Annotated in this window: 23 protein-coding genes and 1 other RNA gene; 5 read left to right on the top strand and 19 right to left on the bottom strand. The window is 43.8% G+C overall.

What is annotated here, in order from left to right:
- Positions 1-17 precede the first annotated feature (17 nt).
- From ACTQ16_RS02885 to ACTQ16_RS02875, 3 genes are all read right to left on the bottom strand, one after another.
- Entirely contained in the window at positions 18-944 is a 927-nt protein-coding gene (locus tag ACTQ16_RS02885) for a magnesium transporter CorA family protein (protein ID WP_153125396.1), read from the bottom strand.
- A gap of 313 nt (positions 945-1257) precedes the next feature.
- Positions 1258-2721, bottom strand: coding sequence for an aminoacyl-histidine dipeptidase (locus ACTQ16_RS02880; protein WP_294970675.1), 1464 nt, complete (start codon positions 2719-2721; stop codon positions 1258-1260).
- A 50-nt stretch (positions 2722-2771) separates the two neighbouring features.
- On the bottom strand, positions 2772-3794 hold the full coding sequence (locus ACTQ16_RS02875; RefSeq protein ID WP_441932689.1) for a lysylphosphatidylglycerol synthase transmembrane domain-containing protein: 1023 nt from the start codon (positions 3792-3794) through the stop codon (positions 2772-2774).
- 183 nt (positions 3795-3977) lie between these two features.
- Here ACTQ16_RS02875 and rsmA point away from each other — a divergent pair, with 183 nt between their 5' ends.
- The 4 genes from rsmA to ACTQ16_RS02855 are packed head-to-tail and all read left to right on the top strand — an operon-like array spanning position 3978 to position 7284.
- The gene (gene rsmA, locus ACTQ16_RS02870) at positions 3978-4787 is read left to right on the top strand and encodes a 16S rRNA (adenine(1518)-N(6)/adenine(1519)-N(6))-dimethyltransferase RsmA (RefSeq protein WP_153125390.1); all 810 of its coding nucleotides are present in this window, start codon (positions 3978-3980) and stop codon (positions 4785-4787) included.
- A 12-nt stretch (positions 4788-4799) separates the two neighbouring features.
- The gene (gene frr / locus ACTQ16_RS02865; RefSeq protein WP_294970679.1) at positions 4800-5360 is read left to right on the top strand and encodes a ribosome recycling factor; all 561 of its coding nucleotides are present in this window, start codon (positions 4800-4802) and stop codon (positions 5358-5360) included.
- A gap of 39 nt (positions 5361-5399) precedes the next feature.
- A complete protein-coding gene (gene rsgA, locus ACTQ16_RS02860; protein ID WP_441935997.1) occupies positions 5400-6332 on the top strand; it encodes a ribosome small subunit-dependent GTPase A in 933 nt (310 codons plus the stop codon).
- A gap of 40 nt (positions 6333-6372) precedes the next feature.
- The gene (locus ACTQ16_RS02855) at positions 6373-7284 is read left to right on the top strand and encodes a helix-turn-helix domain-containing protein (RefSeq protein WP_294970683.1); all 912 of its coding nucleotides are present in this window, start codon (positions 6373-6375) and stop codon (positions 7282-7284) included.
- Between the two features lie 96 nt (positions 7285-7380).
- On the opposite strand, the gene ssrA is transcribed toward ACTQ16_RS02855, so the two are convergent.
- The 15 genes from ssrA to ACTQ16_RS02780 all read right to left on the bottom strand — a co-directional run bounded on the left by ssrA (position 7381) and on the right by ACTQ16_RS02780 (position 21948).
- Positions 7381-7778, bottom strand: a transfer-messenger RNA (tmRNA) gene (ssrA, locus tag ACTQ16_RS02850).
- Between the two features lie 128 nt (positions 7779-7906).
- Positions 7907-8374 carry a hypothetical protein gene (locus tag ACTQ16_RS02845; protein WP_441935995.1) on the bottom strand — a complete coding sequence of 156 codons (468 nt, stop codon included), beginning with the start codon at positions 8372-8374 and terminating at the stop codon, positions 7907-7909.
- On the bottom strand, positions 8349-8642 hold the full coding sequence (locus ACTQ16_RS02840) for a hypothetical protein (protein WP_441935993.1): 294 nt from the start codon (positions 8640-8642) through the stop codon (positions 8349-8351). The genes ACTQ16_RS02845 and ACTQ16_RS02840 overlap by 26 nt, the downstream gene beginning before the upstream one ends.
- Positions 8643-8712: 70 nt before the next feature.
- On the bottom strand, positions 8713-9396 hold the full coding sequence (locus ACTQ16_RS02835) for a hypothetical protein (RefSeq protein WP_441935992.1): 684 nt from the start codon (positions 9394-9396) through the stop codon (positions 8713-8715).
- 374 nt (positions 9397-9770) lie between these two features.
- A complete protein-coding gene (locus tag ACTQ16_RS02830) occupies positions 9771-10106 on the bottom strand; it encodes an NTF2 fold immunity protein (RefSeq protein WP_441935990.1) in 336 nt (111 codons plus the stop codon).
- A 700-nt stretch (positions 10107-10806) separates the two neighbouring features.
- Positions 10807-11286 carry a DUF4186 domain-containing protein gene (locus tag ACTQ16_RS02825; protein ID WP_441935988.1) on the bottom strand — a complete coding sequence of 160 codons (480 nt, stop codon included), beginning with the start codon at positions 11284-11286 and terminating at the stop codon, positions 10807-10809.
- A 2-nt stretch (positions 11287-11288) separates the two neighbouring features.
- Positions 11289-12536: an MFS transporter gene (locus ACTQ16_RS02820; protein WP_217762071.1), complete on the bottom strand. Its 1248-nt coding sequence runs from the start codon at positions 12534-12536 to the stop codon at positions 11289-11291.
- Between the two features lie 30 nt (positions 12537-12566).
- A complete protein-coding gene (locus ACTQ16_RS02815) occupies positions 12567-13100 on the bottom strand; it encodes a methylated-DNA--[protein]-cysteine S-methyltransferase (RefSeq protein ID WP_441935985.1) in 534 nt (177 codons plus the stop codon).
- Between the two features lie 319 nt (positions 13101-13419).
- The gene (locus ACTQ16_RS02810; RefSeq protein WP_441935984.1) at positions 13420-14529 is read right to left on the bottom strand and encodes a transposase; all 1110 of its coding nucleotides are present in this window, start codon (positions 14527-14529) and stop codon (positions 13420-13422) included.
- An 851-nt stretch (positions 14530-15380) separates the two neighbouring features.
- Positions 15381-15896: a TlpA family protein disulfide reductase gene (locus ACTQ16_RS02805; protein WP_153090304.1), complete on the bottom strand. Its 516-nt coding sequence runs from the start codon at positions 15894-15896 to the stop codon at positions 15381-15383.
- A 355-nt stretch (positions 15897-16251) separates the two neighbouring features.
- The gene (gene queF / locus ACTQ16_RS02800; RefSeq protein ID WP_441931586.1) at positions 16252-16710 is read right to left on the bottom strand and encodes a preQ(1) synthase; all 459 of its coding nucleotides are present in this window, start codon (positions 16708-16710) and stop codon (positions 16252-16254) included.
- A 54-nt stretch (positions 16711-16764) separates the two neighbouring features.
- The gene (locus ACTQ16_RS02795; protein WP_153125355.1) at positions 16765-17457 is read right to left on the bottom strand and encodes a queuosine precursor transporter; all 693 of its coding nucleotides are present in this window, start codon (positions 17455-17457) and stop codon (positions 16765-16767) included.
- Between the two features lie 404 nt (positions 17458-17861).
- The gene (locus ACTQ16_RS02790) at positions 17862-18269 is read right to left on the bottom strand and encodes an Hsp20/alpha crystallin family protein (protein WP_295346038.1); all 408 of its coding nucleotides are present in this window, start codon (positions 18267-18269) and stop codon (positions 17862-17864) included.
- Positions 18270-18547: 278 nt separating this feature from the next.
- Positions 18548-20791: an anion permease gene (locus tag ACTQ16_RS02785; protein WP_441935983.1), complete on the bottom strand. Its 2244-nt coding sequence runs from the start codon at positions 20789-20791 to the stop codon at positions 18548-18550.
- Between the two features lie 1025 nt (positions 20792-21816).
- Positions 21817-21948 (bottom strand): hypothetical protein, encoded by a 132-nt coding sequence (locus ACTQ16_RS02780; protein ID WP_441931588.1) that lies wholly within the window; start codon positions 21946-21948, stop codon positions 21817-21819.
- Positions 21949-22074: 126 nt separating this feature from the next.
- Here ACTQ16_RS02780 and ACTQ16_RS02775 point away from each other — a divergent pair, with 126 nt between their 5' ends.
- Positions 22075-22773: an HAD family hydrolase gene (locus tag ACTQ16_RS02775; protein WP_441935982.1), complete on the top strand. Its 699-nt coding sequence runs from the start codon at positions 22075-22077 to the stop codon at positions 22771-22773.
- A 19-nt stretch (positions 22774-22792) separates the two neighbouring features.
- Here the strand turns inward: ACTQ16_RS02775 and ACTQ16_RS02770 are convergent, their stop codons facing one another.
- Positions 22793-24082, bottom strand: coding sequence for a hypothetical protein (locus ACTQ16_RS02770; RefSeq protein WP_441935980.1), 1290 nt, complete (start codon positions 24080-24082; stop codon positions 22793-22795).
- Positions 24083-24277: the final 195 nt, after the last annotated feature.

The raw sequence follows: 24277 nt of genomic DNA, 5'->3' as shown, positions 1-24277 counted from the left end.
TTCGATTTTTTATATTTTTATAACAGTCGCTTATATCTCAGGAAGCCCCACGAGAGACCTGATACTACGAATGAGAGAACCAGGGCGAAGGCGAAGCCGTATGGGCTTTCTTCCATTCCGTTAATCAGGTTCATACCGAAGAGAGAGGAAATCAGAGTTGGCAACATCATGACGATACTGATACTGGTCAAGGTACGCATCGTGGTATTCATGTTGTTGTTGATGATGCTGGAGTAGGTGTCCATGGTTGATTCCAGAATGTCGGAATAGATGCTGGTCGTCTCTCTCGCCTGTGTCATCTCGATGTTGACATCTTCAATCAAATCGGCATCCAACTCGTCCACCTGCAACTTGAACTTCAGCTTTGAAAGAAGGTTTTCATTGCCGCGGATTGAAGTGTTGAAGTAGGTGAGAGAGTCTTGCAGGCGGCTGAGTCCTATCAAGCTCTCGTTGTTTACTCCGTGGTCCAGATTGCGCTTGGCTTTCTCGATGAGCGAGTTGATTTGTTTCAATCGTTTCAGATACCATACGGCAGAGGAGAGAAAGAGACGGAATATCATGTCTACATAATCGGTGAATCCCTCGTTGCGCTTCTGCTGATAGCTAACGAAGTCTATCATCATATTGGTCTCGTAATAGCACACGGTTATGGTCACATCGCGCTTGTGGATGATACCCAGAGGCACGGTGGTATACGGCGTACGGCTTCGGATTTCCTTCACGTAAGGGATACGCAGGATGATGAGCATCCAGCCGTCGTCATATTCGTAGCGGGCACGCTCGTCAGTATCGCTGATGTCCGAGAGGAAATAATCAGGAATCTTGAATTCTTCTTCCAGCAGGCGCTGGTCTTCGTCGGTTGGACATGTTACTTGTATCCAGCAATTTGGCTGCCACTCGTTGAGCACAGTCAGTTTCTTGTCTATATTCCAAAAAGTCTTCATTGTTTGCTATTCTCCACAAAATAAAAGGTTTAGGTATGGAGATTAGCCTGAGGAATCGCCTTGGTGCGATCTTTATGGTTGCTGAATCTCCACGCCTTACTGATTATTGAAATTCTCCGCGTGATAATCGTCCATTTTTGTTAATAATTAATTGAAACTTGTGCAAGGTCGTTGTAACGTATATTACTACGGTATGACAAGCCTCGCGAAATCGCCTGCAAAGTTAATGATTTTAATTGAGAAAAGGGACAAAAAAGCCGAGAAATTTCTTTCCCGGCTTTCTTTTTTAATCTTTTTGTAATTTTCTGCTTGCTTATTTTGCTGGAATTTCAGCCAACAGCTGCTTCATCAGGTTCCAGAAAGGAGCCACGCAGCTAATCTGACAGCGCTCGTTTGCAGTATGAGGGCTGAGCAATGTAGGACCGAAGGAAACCACATCAAGGTGAGGATACTTGCCCAGGATGATAGAGCACTCCAAACCAGCGTGAACAGCCTGAACTACGCCGTCCTTGCCGTTCTGCTCCTTGTAAACCTTCAGTACGTGCTCCAGGATGTCACTCTTAGGGTTAGGGTTCCAGCCGCCGTATGCACCGCTGAATTCAACCTTCATGCCTGCCATGTTGAAGCAGCTCTCCATCATGGTTGCGAGATACATCTTGTAGTACTCGTGGCTGGAACGAGCCAGAATCTTGATGGCTGCCTTGCCTTCGCCAATCTCGATGATGGCGAGGTTTGAAGAGGTTTCTACGATGCCTGGCATAGATGGAGCCATACGCAGTACGCCGTCGTGACAAGCAAAGATGGCATCTACCAGGTTGTCCTGAATCTCCTGAGGAACCTCCTTGGCAGGAGTCTCTACGTTCTCTGTGAAGAACTCTATGTTCTCTGCTACCTCGATACCCTGGAACTCGTCGATGAGTTCATCCTTCCAGTCGGCTACCATGTCGTTCAAAGCCTCTATGTTCTCCTTCGGCAAGGTCAATACTACCTGTGCCTGGAATGGGATGGCATTGCGCATGTTGCCGCCCTGCCATGAAGCCAGACGTGCATCAAGCTCTGAGATAGCCTCACGTACGAAGCGAACCATGCACTTGTTGGCGTTGGCTCTGCCCTCGTTGATCTCGATGCCTGAGTGACCGCCCTTCAAGCCCTTCAGGGTAACCTTAACGGCTGCGTCGTCCTTGTCAGTCTCTACCTCCTGATAGTCGAGTGTTGCTGTGATGTCGATACCGCCAGCGCTGCCGATGACGAACTCGCCCCAAACCTCTGTGTCAAGGTTCAGGAGGATATCGCCGTTCAGCTCGCCCTCAGGAAGACCGTTGGCACCAAACATGCCTGTCTCTTCGTCAGCGGTGATAAGACCCTCTACCGGACCGTGCTGCAAATCCTTAGCTTCCATGACTGCCATGATGGTAGCCACGCCGAGACCGTCGTCGCTTCCGAGGGTAGTATGATTAGCACGAACCCAGTCGCCATCGATGATGGTTTCGATAGGGTCGTTTTCAAAGTCGTGATTGCTCTCAGGTGCTTTCTGAGGAACCATGTCCATGTGAGCCTGGAGGATAACGCCCTTGCGGTTCTCCATACCAGGAGTGGCAGGCTTGCGCATTACGATGTTGCCCGCAGCATCCTGGAATGCCTCTACACCTGCTTCCTTTGCCCAGTTGAGCAAATAAGCTTGAATTTTCCCCAAATGTCCTGATGGACGTGGAACTTGTGTTAACTTGTCGAAGTTGCGCCAGATTTCAACTGGACTCAGATTCTTAATGTCAGCCATAATATTTTTATTTTAATGTTAAATGTTTCATGTTTAATTGGACATACGCCCTAAAGCAAGAGAATTCTTTGCTCTTCACTCTTCGCTTTTAGCTTCTTCGTAAACGCCAGGGCAATCCAGGCATAGATACCCAGAAAGATGACGAGCAGTGTCTGCACCGAGTGGACGATGAGTACGAAGAAGAGGGCATCGTTCTGCTGGATGCCGTAGAGAATGAGCATAGTCTTCACGGCAAAGTGCCACGGACCTGCTCCGTTGGGAGTCGGTACGATGACTGCGATGCTGCCCACGATGAAGGTTACCAGTCCACACATCAGACTGAGATGCGATGTCGCCTCAAAGCACTGGAACGTGAGATAATAGTGGAAGAAGTAACTCAGCCAGATGCCCAGCGTGAGGGCTATATAGAGAGGTACGTTTTTCACGCCCTTCAGTGAGATAATGCCCTGCCACAGTCCGCTCAGCGTAGCTTTTACCTTATTATATATAGCGAGTTTCTTCAGCAGGAAGTGCAGCAGGATGAGTACAGCGATGCCGCAGACTACCGTTACGAAATAGCCCGTGGCGGTGAATTTTCCCAGGATGCTGTCCATGCTGGTACCTGTCTTGTCAAAGAAGTTCAGGAATACTGGTATCTGCATCAGAAACACCATTCCGGTGATGAGAAGTATCAGCAGCGAGTCTATGGCTCGCTCCGTAACCACCGTTCCCAGAGCTTTAGGGAAGGATACGCCGTCATATCGTTTCAGCACGGCACATCGTGCAAATTCTCCCGATCTTGGGATGACGAGACTCAGTGCATATGATAGAAAGATGGAGTTCACGCTTACATGTGTGCGTGCTTTTTCGCCCAGTGGCTCCAATGACTGTTTCCATCTCCATCCCCTGAACAGCTGCGCTGTAATGCCAAAGGGGAACGACAGCAGCATCCAGGTCCAGCTCATCTTGTGGAGCACCACGTCCTCCACCTGCTTGAAGTCGAAACCCCGATACATCCAATAAAGGATGGCACCACCCAGTACGAGCGATAGCCCCACCTTCCAAATGTTGTTTGCTATCTTCTTTATATCCATAATTAGATGCAAAGTTAATACTTTTCTTGTCAATATCGCACGAAAGTGCATATTTTTAGCATAAATAAACGCTTGCCCCTCATTTCTTTCCCTCTTTTTTCTATAAAAGTTTAAAAAAAATGTATTCAATGGGCTATTTCTCGAAAAATAATCGTATTTTTGCAAAAAATATATTTGTAACGTATGAAAGCTGTAAAGCCAAAGAAAAATCTAGGTCAGCACTTCCTTACTGATCTCAACATAGCCAAGCGCATCGCTGATACGGTGGATGCCTGCCCTAATATACCTGTTCTGGAAATCGGACCGGGTATGGGCGTTCTTACCCAATATCTCGTAGAAAAGCCTCGCCCCGTAAAGGCAGTGGAAATCGACTCTGAGTCGGTGGCCTATTTACATGAGAATTTCCCGACGCTCAAGGATAACATCATCGGAGAGGACTTCCTGCGTATGGATCTCAACCAAATATTCGATGGAAAACAGTTTGTGCTCACGGGCAATTATCCTTACGACATCTCCTCGCAGATCTTCTTCAAGATGCTCGACTACAAGGATCTCATTCCTTGCTGTACGGGTATGATACAGCGCGAGGTGGCACTCCGCATGGCTTCCGAGCCGGGCAACAAGGCATATGGCATCCTCAGCGTGCTCATTCAGGCATGGTATGATGTAGAGTATCTCTTCACCGTAGACGAGGGTGTGTTCAATCCGCCGCCAAAGGTGAAGAGTGCAGTAATCCGTATGACTCGCAACGAGGTGACCGATCTTGGTTGTGATGAGAAACTCTTCAAGCGATTGGTGAAGACCGTGTTCAACCAGCGCCGCAAGATGTTGCGTGTGAGTCTCAAGCAGATGTTCCCTGGTGTAACACCACGTGAGGATTTCTACACCACCGACATCATGACCAAGCGTCCGGAACAGCTTACTATCCAGCAGTTCGTAGAACTGACCAACTATGTGGGCGAAGAATTGAAAAGATTAGAATTAATAAAATAAAAACATATTATTATGATAGACGTAAAAGAAACTTTGAATTCTGCAGGTGAGCGTATGGAGATGGCAGCAATGTATCTCGCAGAAGAGCTCTCGCATATTCGTGCAGGTCGCGCTAACGTGGCTATCCTCGACGGCGTGCGTGTTAACAGCTATGGCAGTATGGTTCCTCTGAACCAGGTGGCTACCGTAACCACTCCTGATGCCCGTACCATCGCCATTCGCCCTTGGGACAAGAAGGCCATCAAGGACATCGAAAAGGCAATCATGGATAGTGGTGTAGGAATCACTCCTGAGAACAATGGTGAAATCGTACGCCTTGGTATCCCTCAGCCTACAGGTGAGCGCCGTAAGGAACTCGTTAAGCAGTGCAACAAGATTGCTGAGCGTGCCAAGATTGAGGTTCGCAATGTACGACAGGATATCAAGGAAAAACTGAAGAAGGCCATCAAGGACGGTCTTTCTGAGGACTTGGAGAAGGATGCTGAGAACGATTTGCAGAAGCTTCACGACAAGTACATCAAGCAGCTCGAAGGTTTGATGGACGAGAAGGAAAAGGAAATCATGACAGTCTAAAAAATAGCTTTTTTAGGCTAACATTATTAATAAATGATAATGAGAGGACTCGTTATTAAGAATACAGGCAGCTGGTACACCGTCAAGACTGACGATGGCCAGCTGATTGAAAGTAAAATTAAAGGCAATTTCCGACTGAAGGGCATCCGCACTACCAATCCGGTGGCTGTGGGCGACTATGTGCAGCTCATCACCAACCAGGAAGGTACCGCCTTCATCTCTTCCATCGAAGACCGCCGAAACTATATCATCCGTAAATCGCCTAATCTCAGCAAGCAGAGTCATATCCTGGCTGCCAATGTAGACCAGGCACTGCTTGTGGTTACGGTGAATTACCCACAGACATCTACCACTTTCATCGACCGATTCCTGGCAGGTGCCGAGGCATATAGAGTGCCAGTCATCATCATCTTCAACAAGACCGATCTTCTTACCGAAGAAGAGCTCCACTATCAGAAGATGATGCGCACACTCTATGAAACCATCGGCTACCAGTGTATTGAACTTTCGGCAGCCACAGGTGAAGGTGTTGACGAATTACGCTCTTTCATCAAGGAGAAGAAATCGCTGCTCAGCGGCAACAGTGGAGTAGGAAAGTCTACCCTCATCAACCAGCTGATTCCTGATGCCGAACAGCGTACAGCCGAAATCAGCGAGGCTCACAACTGCGGTATGCACACCACAACCTTCAGCGAAATGCTGGAGTTGCCGGAAGGTGGCTATCTCATAGATACTCCTGGTATCAAGGGTTTCGGAACCTTTGATATCGAGAAGGAAGAGCTGACCAGTTACTTTAAGGAGATATTCAAGTTCTCACAGGATTGCAAGTTCTCCGACTGCACCCATACCCACGAACCGGGTTGTGCGGTCATCAAGGCGGTAGAGGAGCATTATATCGCAGCCAGCCGCTATCAGAGCTATCTCTCTATGCTCGAGGATAAAGACGAGAATAAGTACAGGGAAGCTTTCTAGAAAGTGAAGAACGAAGAAAGAAGAATTTAAAAACGTATTAATGAAGGAACAGAAGGACGTAAGGCAGCGCATCGAGGAAGGTGAGTTTGCTCAGAGTGCCGAGATCAGTGCTAGCTATCTCGACGAGGATATCTTGATTATCGACAATCTCAAGGTTTTGCAGAATCCCGACCCCGTGAGGTTGCAGATGAACATGATTGCATCCTGTCTCAGAGGCTCTTTGAAGGCTGATCTGAACGGACGGGAAGTAGTAGTAGAGAAGGGCGATATTTTTATCAGTCCACCTAATTCCATGCTCTATATCATAGAGGTGTCGTCTGACTTTTTGGGCACTGCAATGTGCGTCAGCAATCATGGCATGATGAACATCCTTCAGTCCAATATCTCGGTATGGAACCGTGCCGTATATATCAGCAAGCTGTCGGTATTGAAGATGAACGAGACCGACCAGGTATTCTATACCAAGTTTACCGATCTGGTGCGTCTCTGTCTCGACCCTACTTTCAGCGACCGCAGTTCCTGGAAGCCATATCGTCGTGAAATCGTAGAGACGCTGCTCAAGAGTGCGCTTCTTGCCGTGAGCAATCTGCTTCTCGATGGCTTGCCTAAGGATGCTAGTGTCTCCAGCACGAGTGATCTTTTCGACAAGTTTCTGAAGATGTTGCAGCAGAGCGAAATCAAGCACCAGCCTGTAGAATATTTTGCCCAGCAACTGTGCATTACGCCCAAGTATCTCTCCATTATCAGCAAGCGCCATTCGGGTAAGACGGCGATAGAATGGATTACGGAATATACCCTTGCCGACATCACCTATTATCTCCGTTCTACCACGAAGTCGATTAAGGAAATTTCGGGCATTCTGGGCTTCTCCAACACTTCTTTCTTCGGAAAGTATGTCCGGGAGCATCTCCACATGTCGCCGCTGAAATACCGTGAAAGTTTGAGAAAATAAGAATCCTCAATAGTATATATGCAGTTTGGATATTCAATGGCGCATATATGCAAAAAAAGAAGTCGCTGATTCTTCAGCGACTTCTTTTTGTTTCTAGGGTGGAGCTGGAGGGAATCGAACCCTCGTCCGCACAAGGAAACCATATGCTTTCTACATGCTTATTCCAGACTTCAATTTTCGAGGTATGGCAAGACCTGGACCACCAACCATACCCTTATCCTCTAAAATTTCATCCGGGCAACGAGGCGTACCCGAACTATTTCCGATTTGCCTGCACCGCTTGATCAACAAGATTCGGAACTACATCTGTTGAGCGATGTCCCGTTCCAGCACCTTGTGCCGGAATTAAGTTAACCTACTGTACTTCGATTAAGCAGCGAGAGCGTAGTTATTTTCGCCAATTAATTTTTTGTTCACTATGATTTAGGAGGTAGCCAACGAGCCTCCGCATGCTTACATACCATTTCATCTCGCCGTCAAATCCAGTCAACCCCGAGATTTCTTTGATACTAGGTTGCAAAGATAAAAGGAATATTTGATATCACCAAATATTTTTGCGTTTTTTTTCAGTTTTCTTCAAAAAAATGTAAAATCCAAAATATCTGGTGATTTTGGTGGATTCTTACGTACAACATGTGCCTGATAGCTTCATTTTATTTTTTGGGCAATAAGTCCCCTTACCCTCAATCTGACAAGTCAAGGAGTCATTGAAGGAAAATGGAAACTTGAGATATTCAAAAGAATTACCAAAATCAATGTTCAGCAATGGGGTTTGCAATCGCTTCAGAAGCAAATGCTCCTTATCTTGTGAAAAATCGAGAATGGCATCCTTGTCTATCATCTTGATGCGGTTGCTATCGTTTCCAACACAGAACACCTCTTTCTCTTGTCCAAGATATTTGGAATTGGAGAAATCCCATAGTTGTTCCGAAAAACTAGAACTTTGCGGAACTGTTGCAGTTATAAAGTCATAGTATATGCTGTCACCGCCTTTTGAGAGATTGGCAGTAGCAGTAAGTTCGTGGCTTTGTGCCCCCAAGGAGGCACAATTGCTAACCATGATGCTAATGTAAATGATTATCTTCTTCATTTTTTTTCTTTTGTTGTTTTAGATATTTCACAGCAATAATTATAGTAACTATTGTGGAAAATGCCAAATAATATATATCAAATAACACCTCATTATATAGGTTGTCTACAACTTCAAAACCATTAGGAACATCAACTAATTTTAAAAATATATAGTCAAAATCTCCATAATGATAGTCTAACATCCAATATATCCATCTCATAAAAATGAGGTAGATATGCAAAGCTATTAAAATTAACACTAAAATTTTAAATGATTTTCTTTTCATTTCTTTTGTGTTATTATAAAATTCATGACTATCTTTTCATTAATATGAACTTACTCTTAAATTAAATCAACTAAGAGGCATTCGTTTTGTAAGAATATTCTTCGTAAGAAGACACTCTGCGAGTAGTACTATAAAATATTTTTTCCTTCTTTAATTTTCCATCTTGATATTCAAAGATAATATTAACATCAGTCTTCTTGCCCTTAAACAATGCTTTGGTTAAGAATCCATTATGTATATTTATATACATGCTCTCCAATGGTTCATAACGATATGTTTCTAATTCGGCAAAAAAATGAAATTTCATATTGATTTTTTTATATTTGATGCGATAACTATCCTTATTGAATACAATTGTCTGTCTTTTTTCAACAAAAGCACTATCGTCGGTTATTTCATAATCAATAGTAGCTAAAAAATACAAAATTCGTTCTTGCAATTGCTTATATTTTATCATATGATAAATATAATTATTTTGTAAAGACTCATCAAATTCACAATAATAGTATTTTATATATGGATATAATGGCATTTCTACTATACTATCCCCTTGAAGATGAAAGCACAACACGTCATTGCCATCATATACTAAAGAATCTTTAGGAGTATGCTGTTCATAGCAGACTATACTCTGTAACTTTACTTTTTCATAATTTCGTTTTTCTATCAATTCCCCATTATGAAAAGTAAAGAAACTTTGTGCAAGCATATTACAACTTACAAAAAGACATATTATAAAAACATATTTTTTCATTTTAATTCCCTCCAAAAGATAGTTAAACCATACTGGGCAACAGATTGTAATCTTATTTTGTTATTTATAAACGAAGTTGCATCCTCGCTATTTGATGTGCACTTTTTCCGAAAAGGCTTTGCCGTTCACATGGATGTAAAGTACATACTCTCCCAAAGGCAGCCCTGAGCAATCGAAATCTTGCCGATAATCGTTACCAGCTTGCTGTTGTAGGGAAGCAGACTTGAATACAATGCCTAAAGCAGCACTACAGTGGTACCAATTCGCCGATACTATCATATTATGGCAATGCAACTTTTCACAACAATGTATTATTGTCTATTTGATAGATATTTAATATTGTTATGCAAAAATGAAACAATTGTAATACCAACCTATTTTCCATGATTAATATATTGAACTTGACCATCGTCTTTCTTGATTACAATGATTGCCGTTCCTCCTGTCTCACCTTTGCTTAGGCTACCTTCTATCACCCAAAAACGATTGTTGATAAGAGTTATTTTAAGTGGGTATTCATTTTTTATTTGATTACCACCATATATGTTTGATAATATCGTATTTGCAATCGTATATGCCATATTTGCATTTTCAACAATTCCATTTTTTTTTATTATACACACCATATGGGTCCACCCCATCCCCATACTCAATATCGTTAAAATTACTCCTATAATTTTCTGAGATAAGTGAATCAACGCAATTTCCAATATAAATATATTTATTGGAAATATCAGTACCCTGTCTTGTAAAATGACAGCAAGAATAGCCTATTGCAAAAAAGAAGACTGAAGCCGAAAATAGCACTAAGTTTTTTTTCATTTTTATTAAAAAGTTTGATATAAAAAATTATTAACATCTATTTTTTGTACTATAGTTTTTTCTATAGAAATATAATTGATATTATTTTCATTAAGTCTATCAGGATCATTGCTGTCACTTGGCAGCTTGGATTATCCAGCTGTAAGCTGTCTGGCTTACTCTGAGAATATGCACTTGGCACCACCATAAGCAAAAATGCCAATAAAGAAATACTAAAATACTTACTCATAGGCGAACGGACGATAAAAGGTGATTAATGTCTATTAACTTGTGGCAAAGTTAAGGAAAAATACGCAATGTTGTTTTTCGCACAGATGTAAATTATAAAAAATTAACTGTCACCTTAAGGCTTTAACTACCAGTCATTTTGGATATAGGAATACATGACTTCAAGAGGAGGGTGTGTCTTGGCTACTTTGGGCAGGATGCAGCCCACTGGCGAAGAAGAGTTTTGGACATAAAAATAATAGTTCTTTGCAAGGTTTGCAGCAAACGTTGCAAACTTTGCAGAAACTAAGACTTGGTACGGAGAGGGTACGGAGCAGGTACGGAGCAGGTCCTGCTTTAAGCAGAAAAAGAGAAGCTTTTTCAAAGCTGTTTTTCTATCCAAGCCATCAGTACCGTTACCGCATATTGCTGCTCTTCTTCTGTCAGCTGTCTTCCGGCAGGTATATGATGCCATTTGAAGAAGCATCCACGACAGCAGCAGCCTGTAGCATGCTGGGCTATAAATACAGGATGACCTCTCATCGGCGTCTGCTTGCCGTCATTGGGAATCACGGCAGGAGCAAGGCGTTTGGCTACAAAATCCTCCGCATGTTTACGGATGGTAGCCAAGCCCTTTTCTGCAATATAATCCTTATCCCTCTTCGATAGATGGAATCGACTGCGGAAAGTTGATTTGGAAAGTCTTGCAAACAGCTCTGTCAAGTCGTACTCTTTGCCTGGAGAAGTATGGTTTACCTTGCTTTCAGAAGAGATAGAGTCTTTCTGATGATCCTCTTCCTCGGCAGAAAACAAATCCAGTTCAACATATTTTGGTTGGCTTACTGCTGAATATTTTCTCATAATTATTCTCTTTTTTCATCCGTTTTTTCAACGCTTCTCTTCTGCGTATTCGGCAAGAAGCCTGCGATGATGCCGAGCAATGGCAGGAAGGCACTCACCTGGAAGATGAATTCAATGCTTGTCTTGTCGGCCAGCCAGCCGAAGAAAGCGGAGCCCAAACCTCCCAAACCGAACATCAGTCCGAAGAAGATGCCAGCTATCAATCCCACTTTATCGGGCATCAGGTCGGTGGCATATACCACGATGGAAGAGAATGCCGAAGCGATAATCAGTCCTGACAGGAATGTACAGATGATGGCCCACGTGAAGTTGACGAAAGGCATGGCGATGGCGAAAGGTGCAGCACCCAGAATGGAGAACCAGATGACATACTTTCTGCCAAATTTATCGCCCAGCATGCCACCTGCCACTGTTCCTATGGCAAAGGCGGCAAGGAATACGAAGAGGCACAACTGTGAAGTCTGTACAGATACACCGAACTTATCTATCAGGAAGAAGGTGAAGTAGCTTGTGATGCAAGCTGTATAGAAATACTTGGAGAACACGAGCATGATGAGGATGAACAGTGCCCAATATTTCACCCTTTTAGAAATATGGGTATTGAGAAGCGGTTGTTTCTGCGGATGGTTCACTACGTAAGCTAGTCGTGCCTTGTACCAGACTCCCAATCTTACCATGATGATGGCGGCGAGCAGGGCAGCAAGGGCAAACCAGGAGATGGCATGCTGTCCGAAAGGAAGGATGATGATGGCGGCAAGCAGCGGTCCTACAGCAGAACCGCCATTGCCACCCACCTGGAAGATGGATTGAGCCAGACTCTTCTTGCCTCCCGATGCCATCTGTGCCACTCTCGAAGCTGTGGGATGAAACACAGACGAACCCAGACCTACGACGCTTACCGCCAGGAGAATCAGAAAATAATTCTCGGCGAAGGCCAGCAGGAGCAGGCCCACCAATGTGAAGCACATGCCGATGGAGAGCGCATAGGGACGGGGATGCTTGTCGGCATACAGTCCTGTGAAAGGTTGCAGGATGGAAGATGTCATCTGGAAGAACAGCGTGATGATACCTATCTGTGCAAACGAGAAGTCGAACTTATCCTTCATAATCGGATAGATGGAAGGGATAATCGACTGAATCATATCATTCAGAAAATGGGAAATGCTGCAGATGATGAGCATGGAATATACTGTGCCCTCTATCATCCTGGGATTACCCTTGATTTTGTTACCTATTGACTTAATATTCATCTCTTTTGTTGTTTGTTTTTCTTACTAATCTTATTTGAAAATCAACATTTTATGTTGTTTTTGTTCTGCTTCAAGCTCCAATAAAAATCTCTTTGTGGCCAATCCTCCGGCAAAGCCCGTCAGGGAATGGTTGCTGCCGATAACCCGGTGGCAGGGTATGAGAATGCTGATGCCATTGGATCCGATTGCTCCTGCCACGGCTCTTGTGCTATTGGGGGTACCCATACTTATGGCTATTTCCTTATAGCTTCTGGTTTCACCGTATGGTATATCGAGCAATGCGTTCCATACTTTTTTCTGAAAATCAGTTCCTACAGGATGCAACGGAATATCGAATGTCTTGCGATTGCCGGTAAAATATTCATCCAGTTGCTTTTTGGTCTGTTCCAGGATATAAGATGTTTCTATCTTGAACTCAGCCTTTATATACCTCAAAAGTCGAAGTTTATTGCGCTCAGCACATGGCATTTCATTCCAATCACATAGGCACAATTCATCACCCACCGATGCCAAGATGATTTCTCCACAAGGCGAATTGTAATATTGAATGTTTACTTGCTGCATTGTATTAAATACTATTTCATTACTTCTTGAATTTTCATACTTACGACTGAGTCATATTGTACTTTGCTGCAAAAATAACAAAAAATATTGGATTTGGCAAAAAAGTAGGATGGAATATTCTTTTTAACTCAACAGTTTGAAAACTCTAAGGGACATTATATAAATTAAAGCTGTCATAGGCATGTATCAAAAAAGAAAAAGGCAATTGTTAGCATTCTAGAAGATGCTTACAACTGCCTTTCCTTTTTATAATATATGGAAACTACTGTTTAAATTCTCTCAAATGAGAACAATAGTTCGTTAAAATTTGAGATAAAGGCTAAGCAGTTTTACGCTGCCAGCCAAAGAGTTCTTTGATAGTATGACTAATTAACTTTCGGTTCGGTATTCTCCGACACTTGTCAAAAATTAATTTAGCGATGTATGTGCATGCCATGATCTCCTTGAAAGAAGCCATGGAATACGACATCCCGTTTTCCTTCATCATCACCTTTGCTACATTCTGTGATGCGAATGATGCATTGTAGGAAAAGTCCAACTGGTTCTTGTGTCTTGCCTGGCAATGCGTAAGGCCGGTATACTGCTTTGCATCGCGAAAACAAAATTCTATTTGGAATCTTGAGCGGTATGTGCGCAGCACATCCTCACCCGACATGGATGTCTTTGTTGAGAAGAAAAGCTTGTGCTTTCCGTTGGGCATAATCCAAATGACAAGGCGCACTTTCTTCTTCAAAGCCTTTGAATAGGCAATGAGTGTGTAGGCAGTGCCCTCAAGTCCTTCAATATGCAACTCTGCCATACGAGTGAGGTCAAGTTTCTTGTAGTTGATTTTTCCGTCAAGTGTCTTGGGACGTCCAGGCTTGTGGGAACGAGGCCCCGTATACACATAGTATAGGCTCGCTGTATCCCTGAAGCGGCTGACAAGATGGAAACCGCACTCTTTGATTCCATCCACAAACGGACGGATAGAGAAGAAGGCGTCAGCGACAACAATATCGGTGACCTTCAACAATTCCTTCTTGTAACGCTTGATGACCGCTATGTAATGTTGCACGAGAGTCAGGTTGCGCAGTTTCAACTCTCCTGTAGATGGAGTCTGATGGGCGCGCAGCATCATGCAACTGTTGGCATAGACATCGACAAGAGCCAGTCCCATGATTTCAAGTCCATGCTTCATGGAACTTGCACAACCGGACCAGAAAGTACCGATATGCGGAGTCTTCTTACCAGACTTGCTGATGTAGCTCGGATCAATGGCAATAGCCAATAGACCATCCATATTCAAGTAACGTCTGCAAAGGGCAAGGTTGAACTTCACCCAGTCTATGCATTTAGCACGGCCACGGTTGAAATTCGTTCTGTAGGTCTGCTCGCAATGGGTGCCGTAGCGCTCCATTTGAGTGAAATTTATCTTTCTTTGTATCGTCATGTACAATAAGAGTATTTCCAAGAGAAGGTTTTCGAAAGTTTTGCTTACCTTTGCAGATGAACTTTTGATAGCATCTCTGCAGATTTCCGTATATTGGTTGAGTGGTTCTGATGTCATGTTACTTTAAGCTTTGATCACTATAAAGTTACTGATAATCAGCCACTTAACCAAATTTTATTAGTTATATTACGTTAATTAACTCCTTCATTTTCAAACGATTACGTTAGAATTAACAGAGTATTGATGAGAAGAAACATCGCTTTTAAGCGAAGTCCTTCATGTTTGTTCTTGCACCATACTCAGCGCAAGCTGCAACTACCAATGCAAATACAATTCCTAATACTATCATAATTTTTCCCTTTCTCTCAAAAAACTGTTAACCAAATTTTTACCTTTTAGCTGAAGCTTTATTGAAAGCATCCTGAGATGCTTCTCAAAGCTAGCTTACTTACCGAGGCTAATCTTCTTGTTGACATTTACAACCTCAGCAAAAAGGGCAGCTACAACTGCCAATGTCATTCCTAATACCATCATCATAATTGTTATCCTTTCTTTACTTTATTATTCTTTATTTTATCTTTTCGAGTGCAAAGGTAATGCCTTTTTGTGTACGCACACAATGTTTTTGGAAGAAATCACAAAAAAGGCTTCATTTCTTGATTTCTGTCAATTCTTGTCATAGAAAAAATGGCAAAATGGCATGCTTTCAGGCTATATGACATGATAAAGTCTCATCCCGGCAGGCAGTAGGTATCGCCACAGCCAAACAAACTTATTATCAGTCTATAAAAAAAAGTTTGAGGCACAGTTCTTGTGCGTCAAACTTTTGGGATATCCCGATTCTGATGCCTTTACTTCTCTGGGAAGATTTCTGCCAGCTTCTTTGCCATGCGCTCAGCGAGTACGGTGGTATAAACAACCTTGCCCTCCGGGTTGATGAGGTACATGGTAGGAAGCCAGGAAATCTTGTAATCCTTGGAAATCTGGGTTTCCTTCCACTTCTTGAACTCGCTGTACTGCTCCCATTCCACACCGTTTGCCTGAGTGTAGTTGTCGAGTTTCTGCTTGTCGGTATCCATGGATACGCCGATGAACTTGGCACGGGTGCCGTACTTCTGGAACATCTCCTTGACGGTAGGAATCTCTCTGCGGCAATCAGGGCACCAGGTAGCCCAGAAATCCAATACTGTCCATGTTCCCTTCTTGAGAGCAGGGAAGGCTGGGGCCTCTGTTCCTACAGCCAGGAGATTCTTGGCATAGAGTACGTCCACATCCTGTGGGTTCTGGGCTGTTGTTGCGCTGCCCTGAGCGTTGGCTCCGATGACAGATGCTGCCATGAGGAGCAAAGAGAATATTGCTTTTTTCATTTTTCTTTGTATTTTAAAAACTGCTGCAAAGATACGGATATTTTTTTGAAATCGCTATCGGATGAAAGAAAAAAATGCCGGGCGCATCTTCAAAAAGATGGCCCGTCATGTTTTTGGGGGAGCAGGCTTGCTGGCGTAGGCAACTTTCTAGGCAGTCCTCGTTTTTTTATCTTTGCACCCATCCAAAAGCAGTTTGGCATGAAGCCTGGTGAATTTTTGGAGCAAGGATAATGGGAGGGTAACTGAGATATAGAAGGTAAAACAGAAAAAGTCCATGACGGGGGTAAAACCTGTCATGGACTTTTCTGTTTAGCTGGTGTAAACTACATGAATTTATTATTGGTCTTTATCATATTTATTCATGGGTAGCAAAGCGCTGCTCAGCCAGCTTTTCATATTTGGTTCCCGGCTTGCCGTAGTTGGCGTATGGCCAGATGCTGATGCCGCCGCGTGGGGTAAAAATACCGGTTACTTCGATATACTTAGGATCCATCAGATTAATGAGGTCCTTCATGATGATGTTCACGCAGTCTTCGTGGAAATCGCCATGATTGCGGAAGCTGAAGAGATAAAGTTTCAAACTCTTGCTCTCTACCATCTTTACATCAGGAATATAGCTGATGCGAATCTCTGCAAAGTCAGGCTGACCTGTGATAGGGCAGAGGGAAGTGAACTCAGGGCAGTTGAAACGTACCCAGTAATCGTTGCCAGGGTGCTTGTTGACAAAGGTTTCCAATACCTCTGGTGCATAATCCATTCTGTATTCGGTCTTGGCTCCGAGAGCCTGCAAACCATCTTCTTTTCTGTCTGTCATATTGTTTTCTGTTAAATGCTTCTATGTTCTATTCTACTTAAAAAATGAAAGTGCTTAGCCGAGGCTAAACACTTTGAATACGTTGTAGGAGATGTTTTCGTCGTAGACGTCTTCTCCCTCATGCTTTTTGATGGCTTTTACTACACGGATGGTGATAGGCAATACCACAATCTCGTAAGCCGTCTTCAGGATGACCTGCCAGAGCATCAGCCAAGGCAACTCCGATGTAGGAACCACACCTCCCAAAGCCAATGGGAAGAAGATGAGGCTGTCGCAGCTTTCACCGGCAATGGTACTCAGAATGGCACGTGCCGAGAAATGCTTGCCACCATCGCGAATCTTCATCACACTCATGACGTATGCATTGGCAAACGAACCGATGATGAAGGCAACGAATGATGCTGCTGCAATGCGGGGAGCCAAACCGAAAATGGCATGGAAGCCGGCATCGTTGGTCCAGTAAGGTGCGGCAGGGATGACATCGCAGATGGCTCCGAGTGCTACGAAGAAGAAGTTCATGGCGAAGCCTGTCCATATCAGCAGACGTGCCTTTTGATAACCCCATACTTCGCATACCACATCATTGATGATGTAGCTCACTGGGAATACGATGAGACCACCGGTTAGGGAAACTGGCCCGAAGGCGATTTGCTTTGTTTCGAGTACGTTTGCTGCAATGAGACAAACGCAGAAGAGAATGCTGAAAAGCATAAACAGCACACTCACTTGAGTTTTTTTCTTGTTCATTTTCTTGTTTTTTACGAGGTTTACCAAGCACTCGAGTTAATAATTGCACGTATGGGAACTACCCATTGGTGCGAAAACGGCTGCAAAATTACAACTTTTCTTCCTATCTGCCAAATATTTATGAAAATATCTTCACTAAATGATGATAATATCTGCAAAAAAATCCCAAGTACTATCACTAGCACTTGGGACGAAATTTATTGTTAAACCAAAATTTATCAACCTAAAAACCTAATCTAACAATCTTTTTATCAACTAACAACCTATTTTATCTGAACAAACTAACAATCTGTTTTGTCTTAACTAACTAACAACTTATATAAACTTAATCTAAACCTAAAACAAACTAATGGAGTTTGGCTTAGATGGAAATCTAAGCCTAAACTGAAACCTAGCTGAGAGTGTTAGCCCACAGTAATCTGTCGAGCTACCTTCTGCTCTTCCTTCTGCATCTTAGGCAACTGGATGGTGAGCACACCGTCAGCTACGCTGGCAGAAATCTTCTCCTTGTTGACATCGTCTGGGAGAATCAGGGTCTGCTCAAACTTAGCGTAAGAGAACTCGCGACGCAAATATACGTGCTCCTCCTGCTCTGGCTGGCGCTTGTTCTCCATCTTGATATGGAGATCACCGTTCTCATTGAGATTTACCTCAAAGTCGTCCTTGCGCATTCCTGGGGCTGCAAGTTCTACTGTATATTTTGTCAAAGACTCCTTTACGTTGATGGCTGGGGCTGTAGTATTAGCCTTCTGCATATTACCCTCGTTGAAGAGTCCGTTAAATACCTCTGGTATCCAAGAATTTCTGTACATCATAATCTTAACCTCCGATTATATTTTAATTATTATTATTCGTTATTATTTAATGTTGTGTAGCGAATTATTTATCCGCTTACATTCTCTCTTTTTGCAATCCTTATACCAAAGTGGAAATTTCTGTCATTTCGGCAGAAAAGCTGAAGAAAAGCAAATAAAAACCCTCCAAACAAAATAAAAAGCCCGACATTCTGTCACGAATGCCGGGCTTCTAATTTTTAACAAGAGAGCCGCCGTTCTTCTCGGTTTCACCGAGAGTCCCCCTCGGTTCTTTATTACTCCATGAACTTCTTGGCAGCTCTGAGCTGGTGTCTCATCACGCTCAAGAATTCCTGGCTCTCCTGCAGTACATTCAGGTAGACCAGTGAAATCTGCATCAGAGAATTATCTGAAAGATGCTGGATGCGGTCAATATGCTTCTTGCGAAGTACGCTGAGCTCATCCTTGCAGGCATCTGCTTCGGCGAGAATCTCGCGGTAGTTCTCGTAGCGGTTGGTTTCAATCTGTTCGCAGCTCATACGCATCAGGTCGTTGATCTTCTGGCGTACAGGAGCAAACTCCTTGGTGTATTCTGCTGGGAGTGGGTTGAAGTTGTTGTCCACGTGCTCCTTGATTGGGTCGAGCATACGGCGCAGAGAGTAGATGAACTGCTGGTTGCTGTTGGCTCCCAGATGGAACCAGGTGTTGCGCTCGATGGCAATCTCCATTGGCGATTTCTTCAAACCGAGCATCTCCTGGCGACGGAACTTCTTCAGCATATCCTGCTCCTTCTTCAAGTCCTTGTTGGCATGACGGAGATACTTAGGATTCTCGTTGGCAAGACCATCCATAATCTGGTTGAACTCGTTGAGTGCAAAGTGGCAGACGAAGCTCTGGGTGCGGGATACCTGGCGACGAAGCAGATCCCATACTATTTCTGGATCGTGTGAGCGCATCATCAACTGGAAGGTACTGCCCTTGCTCTCTTCCTTAGCCTTCTTGTTATACTGGATATTGCTGCGGATGAGCAGGAAGATAACCAATGCCATGAAGCAGCTCTGGATACCTACACCTCCGAAGTGCATGATGAGGCAGATAATGGCACAGGCTGCGAAAGCTACACCGGCAGTGATAAACCAACCACCAATTACACTCAATACACCGGTTACACGGAACACGGCACTCTCACGGCTCCAAGCTCTATCTGCCAGTGAAGAACCCATAGCCACCATAAAGGTTACGTATGTAGTAGAGAGTGGCAACTTCAGGTTGGTACCGATGGTGATGAGCATACTTGCCAATACCAGGTTTACGGCTGCACGAACCACGTCGAAGGCTGCGCTCTCTTCCAGCTCTACATCTTTCTTGTCGAAACGGCTGTTGATCCAGTTCATCAGAGCCTTTGGCATAAACTGCTTCAACCATGAATCTGTAGCCTGGCAGTTGCGGACGATGACACGGGCTGCAGAAGAGCTGCCGAACATCTCGTCACCCTCGTCCTGACGGCTCAAATCCACAGAAGTCTTGATTACGTTCTGAGCCTTTTTGGAAGTTGCCATGGCGATGATCATCACGGCACCGGCTGCAAGAAGATATACTGGAGTGGTCTTGGCGCTGTCTATCAGAGAAGTCATCATAAACTGGTCTGGAGCAGCACCGTTGGCATTTGCCATATAGTCCTGATAAGAAGAAAGACCAGCGAGAGGCACACCGATGAAGTTCACCAGGTCGTTACCGGCGAAAGCCATCGCCAGAGCGAATGTACCCATCAACACGGTAAACTTGAAGATGTTGATGCGGCAGAGATGCAGGAACTCCATCACGATGGCAGAACTCACGAAGGTGATGCAGAGCAGCAAGCCAAGGTTCTGGTCGATATAATCGCGCCATTCTGCTGGCAGGTAAGGACTCTTGCCCAATCCCTTCATGAAGATGAAGTAAGAGAGGGCCGTGAAGGCGATACCACCGAAGATGGCGATGCTGTAGCGTGAATGCTTGCGATAGTTGAAGGTGAAGACGATACGTGAAAGCCACATTACAAAGGCACCGAATACGAAGGCGATGATGACAGATGAGAAAATACCCATGATTACCTCCAATGCCTTGTTACTGTTCAGCAAGACACCGTAGTTGAGGCTGTCGTCACCATACATCTTCAGAGTTGCGAGGATGAAGGCACCTCCCAGGAGCTCGAACACCAACGAAACGGTGGTTGAAGTAGGCATTCCCAGCGTGTTGAACACATCCAGGATGATGATATCCGTCACCATGACGGCTAGGAAGAGCGTCATCACTTCCTCGAAGGTGAAGTGGTCTGGACTCATGATGCCGTGTCGGGCAATGTCCATCATTCCCGATGACATGATGGCTCCTAGTACTACACCGCAGGATGCGATGATGAGCACCGTGCGAAACTTAGCCACCTTAGCTCCGATGGCAGATTGCAGGAAGTTGACAGCATCGTTGCTGACTCCCACGAAGAGATCAAACACTGCCAGACAGAGCAGGAAGATCACAATACAAAGATAAATCGTACTCATATATTTTATTAATGTTTATATACCTTATTATATAGGGGCTTGTCTCAACATAGCTAGATACATTTCTCCCCTTGCTTTTCCGGGTGCAAAGGTACGAGTACGATGTTACAGGTGATTTAAACAGGTGTTACAATGTTGTTAAGATGTTCTGAAACGAAAGAAAAAACTCTACTCTTAATTCTACTCTTCACTCTTCACAGATGTGGTGTAAATTATTGAATATGAGGTATTTGTGTCTGTGAAGAGTTGCGCTGACTCTTCACCACTCTTCACCACTTTTCACCCGATTGATTTTTCTGCTGTTTATAAGGGAAATTGGAGGCTCTGAAAATCGGAAAGTGGCTCAAATAAACTTTAACAAAGCCTTACGTAAACTTTATCTGAGGCTTAAACCAAGTTCAAAGGAGGCTTAAACCAAGTTCAAAGGAGGCTTAAACCAAGCTTAAAGGAGGCTTAAGCTAAGCTTAATAGAAGCCTGATGCAAGCCACAATAGAAGCCTGATGATGGTCACAATAGAAGTCTGGAACGGGTCTCTATAGAATCCCAAAAGGTGAAGACTGGTGAAGAGTTGTGAAGAGTCGGCATAACTCTTCACCGCAGTAAGTGGTTTGTATTCAGATGCTTATGCCATATATGTGAAGAGTGAAGAGTGGATTTGAAAGCAGGGCTTACGTACAGAAAAATTCCGTCAGCCTTTATGCTTTTGGCGAAACGTTTTATAGGCATGTAGAAATCTCTATCCCGACGTAGTAATATTTATCTTTAGACGGCAAAAAGTTGCCCGCCTAGGGGCAATGTTGTGCCCTAGTAAGACAATAAGTGAAATGTCCCCATTCGCATTTGAAATCTACAGGATGGCACATGAAACTTACAGACTTTCCATCCGTTCTTTAGTAAGAAAAATTATAATTATCGCTATGGTTGCTTGAAGGGTATGAAGAGAAATGATATGTAAAAAATAAAATGAAACACCGTTTGGAATCTTCATTAAACAAGAAAATTTCAAACGGTGTTTTATTTGTTCTTAAGCTTCTGAAGAAATCTGCAGCTTCCAGCCATCAATTGTACCTGTCTCAGATGAGAAGTTGCAGCCTATCTGGTATGTCTTTCTTTTGTCGGCGGCATACTCACGAGCATATCCTATAGGGTATTTCATATTGTTGCTTTATTTGAATTTTGGGCAAAGTTACGAAAAATATTGGTATATGCAAAAGAAAGCAGAATAAATTGTTTTCCTTTTCGGATAAAAACATTAACTTTGCAACTAAAAGAAATGAAAAGTATGGAAAAACTAAAGAATATCAAGGCGATAGCCTTCGATGCCGATGATACGCTCTGGGCATTACAAAACTATTTCGAGGACGTGGAGCATGAGTATTGCGAGCTGCTTGCGGAATATGGAAAGGAAAAGGATATTTCTGCTGCTCTCTTCGAGATGGAGAGTAAAAATATGGCTGATTTGGGTTATGGCTGCAAGGCTTTCACCATATCCCTGGTAGAGAATGCGGTGAAGGTGAGTCATGGTAAGGTGGAGGCGAATGTCATCGCCCAAATTGTGGACTTGGGTAAGAGCCTCCTGCATCTTGATGCCAAGCCTTTGGAAGGGGTAGAGAAAACCTTGGCTTGTTTCCGTGAGATGAAGAAATATAAGCTGGCAGTCTTCACCAAGGGTGAGTTGATGGATCAGGAGAATAAGTTGTGGCGTTCGGGACTGCAGCGGTATTTTGATGTGGTGACTATCGTGAGCGACAAGACGCCCAAGGCTTATCATCGTCTCTGCAGGGAACTGGATGTAACTCCCGACGAGCTGGTGATGGTGGGAAACAGTTTCAAGAGTGATATTGCTCCTGCATTAAAAATCGGAGCTTCGGCTGTCCATATTCCTTTTCATACCACATGGGCACATGAAAAAATAGAGGAATTTGAACATCCGAAGCTCCGACGTATCTCAAGATTCGAGGAACTCCTCGATATATTATAAAATAATCCGAGGATATATTTTAATCTTCTCCAGACTCATCATTCAATGATTCCAGCATTTCTGTGAAAGGACCGTGGAAGGTGCTGAAGAGATGGAGAATCTCCTTACGCTGTTCCTCTTCCTCTTCCCAAAGGCTGATTTCTCCCTTCTGATGAGCCTTGATGAGCTTGGCGCAACGCTTGATCTTGCGCTTGTTGTTGCGTGCCTGCAGCTGGTCGCCCTGGATTGGCTTCTGGGTGACGAACGAGAATGCTACAAGCTGGTTCATGAACATGTCGAACATCGGGTCGTCATGACTCCAGTCGCTGTCCTTCAACCAGAACCACTGGAAGGCATACTTCTGTTCCATGGCGATGAGCTGCTGTCCGAGGGTATCCATGTCGGTTCCTTTAGCCATCTGCTCCTTGATGAATGCAACGAGACTCTCTGGATTGATTTCCAATTCAACCTCCTGGGCAATGGAACTGCCAGAGATGTTCACGCGCCAACGGTAGTTCTTGTTCTTGATGAGTGCAGAATGAGCATTCATCATCAGCTGGCTCAGCTTACCTTCTGACGGAATCTGGTCTACCACGGAAAGGCGTTCGCGCTGGTCGCGTACCACCAGCTGTGCACTCTCAGGGCGCAATACGCAGATATAAATCAGTTTGTCATTGTCGAGATGCAATGAGAAACGGTCGTTGGTATCGTTGCCTACGAACTCGTAGCGGTAGTTGTCTATCTGGTCGTGTGCCACTTCTATCTCTCCATGTACTTTGTGGTCTTCAGCGTCATACAGAGAGAATCCGATGTATGGAATCTGCAGGGTGAGAGAGAACGGATTGCCGTCTTCTTCAGGGATGAGAGTCAGGCGCAGACCCTCCTCGCCGAAGTCTTCCTTCTTGCATACGAATCCTTTGTCGGTTTTTTCTGCTTTCTCTACTTTTACCTCACCGTGACGCCAGTAGAAGTCGAATGTAATAGTATTGTCATCTTCGCTAACCACATTGATAAAGTCATCAATATCCTGTCCGAGATAGATGATTTTTGCAGGTTCATATTCCTCTGTGTCGTCATCCTCCAAAGGCTTTACCCACAATTCGCCAGGAATAGGGTCGTCTTCCCATTCTGCATCTTTTGCAGCAGCGGTAGACTTAAAGACCAGGAAAATCATTCGCTGTTCCTCTCTGCTGCCGTCTTCACGACATAGGAAGACCTTCGATTCCTTTGGAATGAAGAAAGGAGTGTCAATGAACGGATTCTTACATAATGCTGTATACTCTACCTCTGTCCAGATAGGTAATTGATGATTTTTCGTATTGTTCGCCATATTCTGCTTGAATAGTCTATAAATTTTGTAACTAGATTTTTGTCTTTTTCTCTGTTATTCCAAAAACGGGTGCAAAGGTACTGAGAAAAGCAGACAAAACAAAATTTCGCAACCATTTTTTGTATTTATTCCCCTATATTTCTCATTTTTGTTCTCTCAGTTTGGCAATTAATAATTAATAATTAATAATTTCGG

This window comes from Prevotella sp. LCP21S3_D2 (assembly GCF_052118345.1).
Lineage (GTDB): Bacteria > Bacteroidota > Bacteroidia > Bacteroidales > Bacteroidaceae > Prevotella.
Note: the sequence above shows the minus strand (reverse complement) of the source record. Positions and strands in the feature narration are given on the sequence as shown.

What these genes read in the sequence shown, in the direction of transcription:
- ACTQ16_RS02810 (WP_441935984.1), bottom strand. Translation starts at nt 14,529, where the DNA reads ATGACGATACAAAGAAAGATAAATTTCACTCAAATGGAGCGCTACGGC.
- ACTQ16_RS02815 (WP_441935985.1), bottom strand. Translation starts at nt 13,100, where the DNA reads ATGCAGCAAGTAAACATTCAATATTACAATTCGCCTTGTGGAGAAATC.
- ACTQ16_RS02785 (WP_441935983.1), bottom strand. Translation starts at nt 20,791, where the DNA reads ATGAGTACGATTTATCTTTGTATTGTGATCTTCCTGCTCTGTCTGGCA.
- ACTQ16_RS02795 (WP_153125355.1), bottom strand. Translation starts at nt 17,457, where the DNA reads ATGAACAAGAAAAAAACTCAAGTGAGTGTGCTGTTTATGCTTTTCAGC.
- rsgA (WP_441935997.1), top strand. Translation starts at nt 5,400, where the DNA reads ATGAGAGGACTCGTTATTAAGAATACAGGCAGCTGGTACACCGTCAAG.
- ACTQ16_RS02790 (WP_295346038.1), bottom strand. Translation starts at nt 18,269, where the DNA reads ATGTACAGAAATTCTTGGATACCAGAGGTATTTAACGGACTCTTCAAC.
- ACTQ16_RS02780 (WP_441931588.1), bottom strand. Translation starts at nt 21,948, where the DNA reads ATGAAATACCCTATAGGATATGCTCGTGAGTATGCCGCCGACAAAAGA.
- ACTQ16_RS02825 (WP_441935988.1), bottom strand. Translation starts at nt 11,286, where the DNA reads ATGAGAAAATATTCAGCAGTAAGCCAACCAAAATATGTTGAACTGGAT.
- frr (WP_294970679.1), top strand. Translation starts at nt 4,800, where the DNA reads ATGATAGACGTAAAAGAAACTTTGAATTCTGCAGGTGAGCGTATGGAG.
- ACTQ16_RS02775 (WP_441935982.1), top strand. Translation starts at nt 22,075, where the DNA reads ATGGAAAAACTAAAGAATATCAAGGCGATAGCCTTCGATGCCGATGAT.
- rsmA (WP_153125390.1), top strand. Translation starts at nt 3,978, where the DNA reads ATGAAAGCTGTAAAGCCAAAGAAAAATCTAGGTCAGCACTTCCTTACT.
- ACTQ16_RS02845 (WP_441935995.1), bottom strand. Translation starts at nt 8,374, where the DNA reads ATGAAGAAGATAATCATTTACATTAGCATCATGGTTAGCAATTGTGCC.
- ACTQ16_RS02885 (WP_153125396.1), bottom strand. Translation starts at nt 944, where the DNA reads ATGAAGACTTTTTGGAATATAGACAAGAAACTGACTGTGCTCAACGAG.
- queF (WP_441931586.1), bottom strand. Translation starts at nt 16,710, where the DNA reads ATGACAGACAGAAAAGAAGATGGTTTGCAGGCTCTCGGAGCCAAGACC.
- ACTQ16_RS02835 (WP_441935992.1), bottom strand. Translation starts at nt 9,396, where the DNA reads ATGAAAAAATATGTTTTTATAATATGTCTTTTTGTAAGTTGTAATATG.
- ACTQ16_RS02880 (WP_294970675.1), bottom strand. Translation starts at nt 2,721, where the DNA reads ATGGCTGACATTAAGAATCTGAGTCCAGTTGAAATCTGGCGCAACTTC.
- ACTQ16_RS02805 (WP_153090304.1), bottom strand. Translation starts at nt 15,896, where the DNA reads ATGAAAAAAGCAATATTCTCTTTGCTCCTCATGGCAGCATCTGTCATC.
- ACTQ16_RS02855 (WP_294970683.1), top strand. Translation starts at nt 6,373, where the DNA reads ATGAAGGAACAGAAGGACGTAAGGCAGCGCATCGAGGAAGGTGAGTTT.
- ACTQ16_RS02875 (WP_441932689.1), bottom strand. Translation starts at nt 3,794, where the DNA reads ATGGATATAAAGAAGATAGCAAACAACATTTGGAAGGTGGGGCTATCG.
- ACTQ16_RS02840 (WP_441935993.1), bottom strand. Translation starts at nt 8,642, where the DNA reads ATGAAAAGAAAATCATTTAAAATTTTAGTGTTAATTTTAATAGCTTTG.
- ACTQ16_RS02770 (WP_441935980.1), bottom strand. Translation starts at nt 24,082, where the DNA reads ATGGCGAACAATACGAAAAATCATCAATTACCTATCTGGACAGAGGTA.
- ACTQ16_RS02820 (WP_217762071.1), bottom strand. Translation starts at nt 12,536, where the DNA reads ATGAATATTAAGTCAATAGGTAACAAAATCAAGGGTAATCCCAGGATG.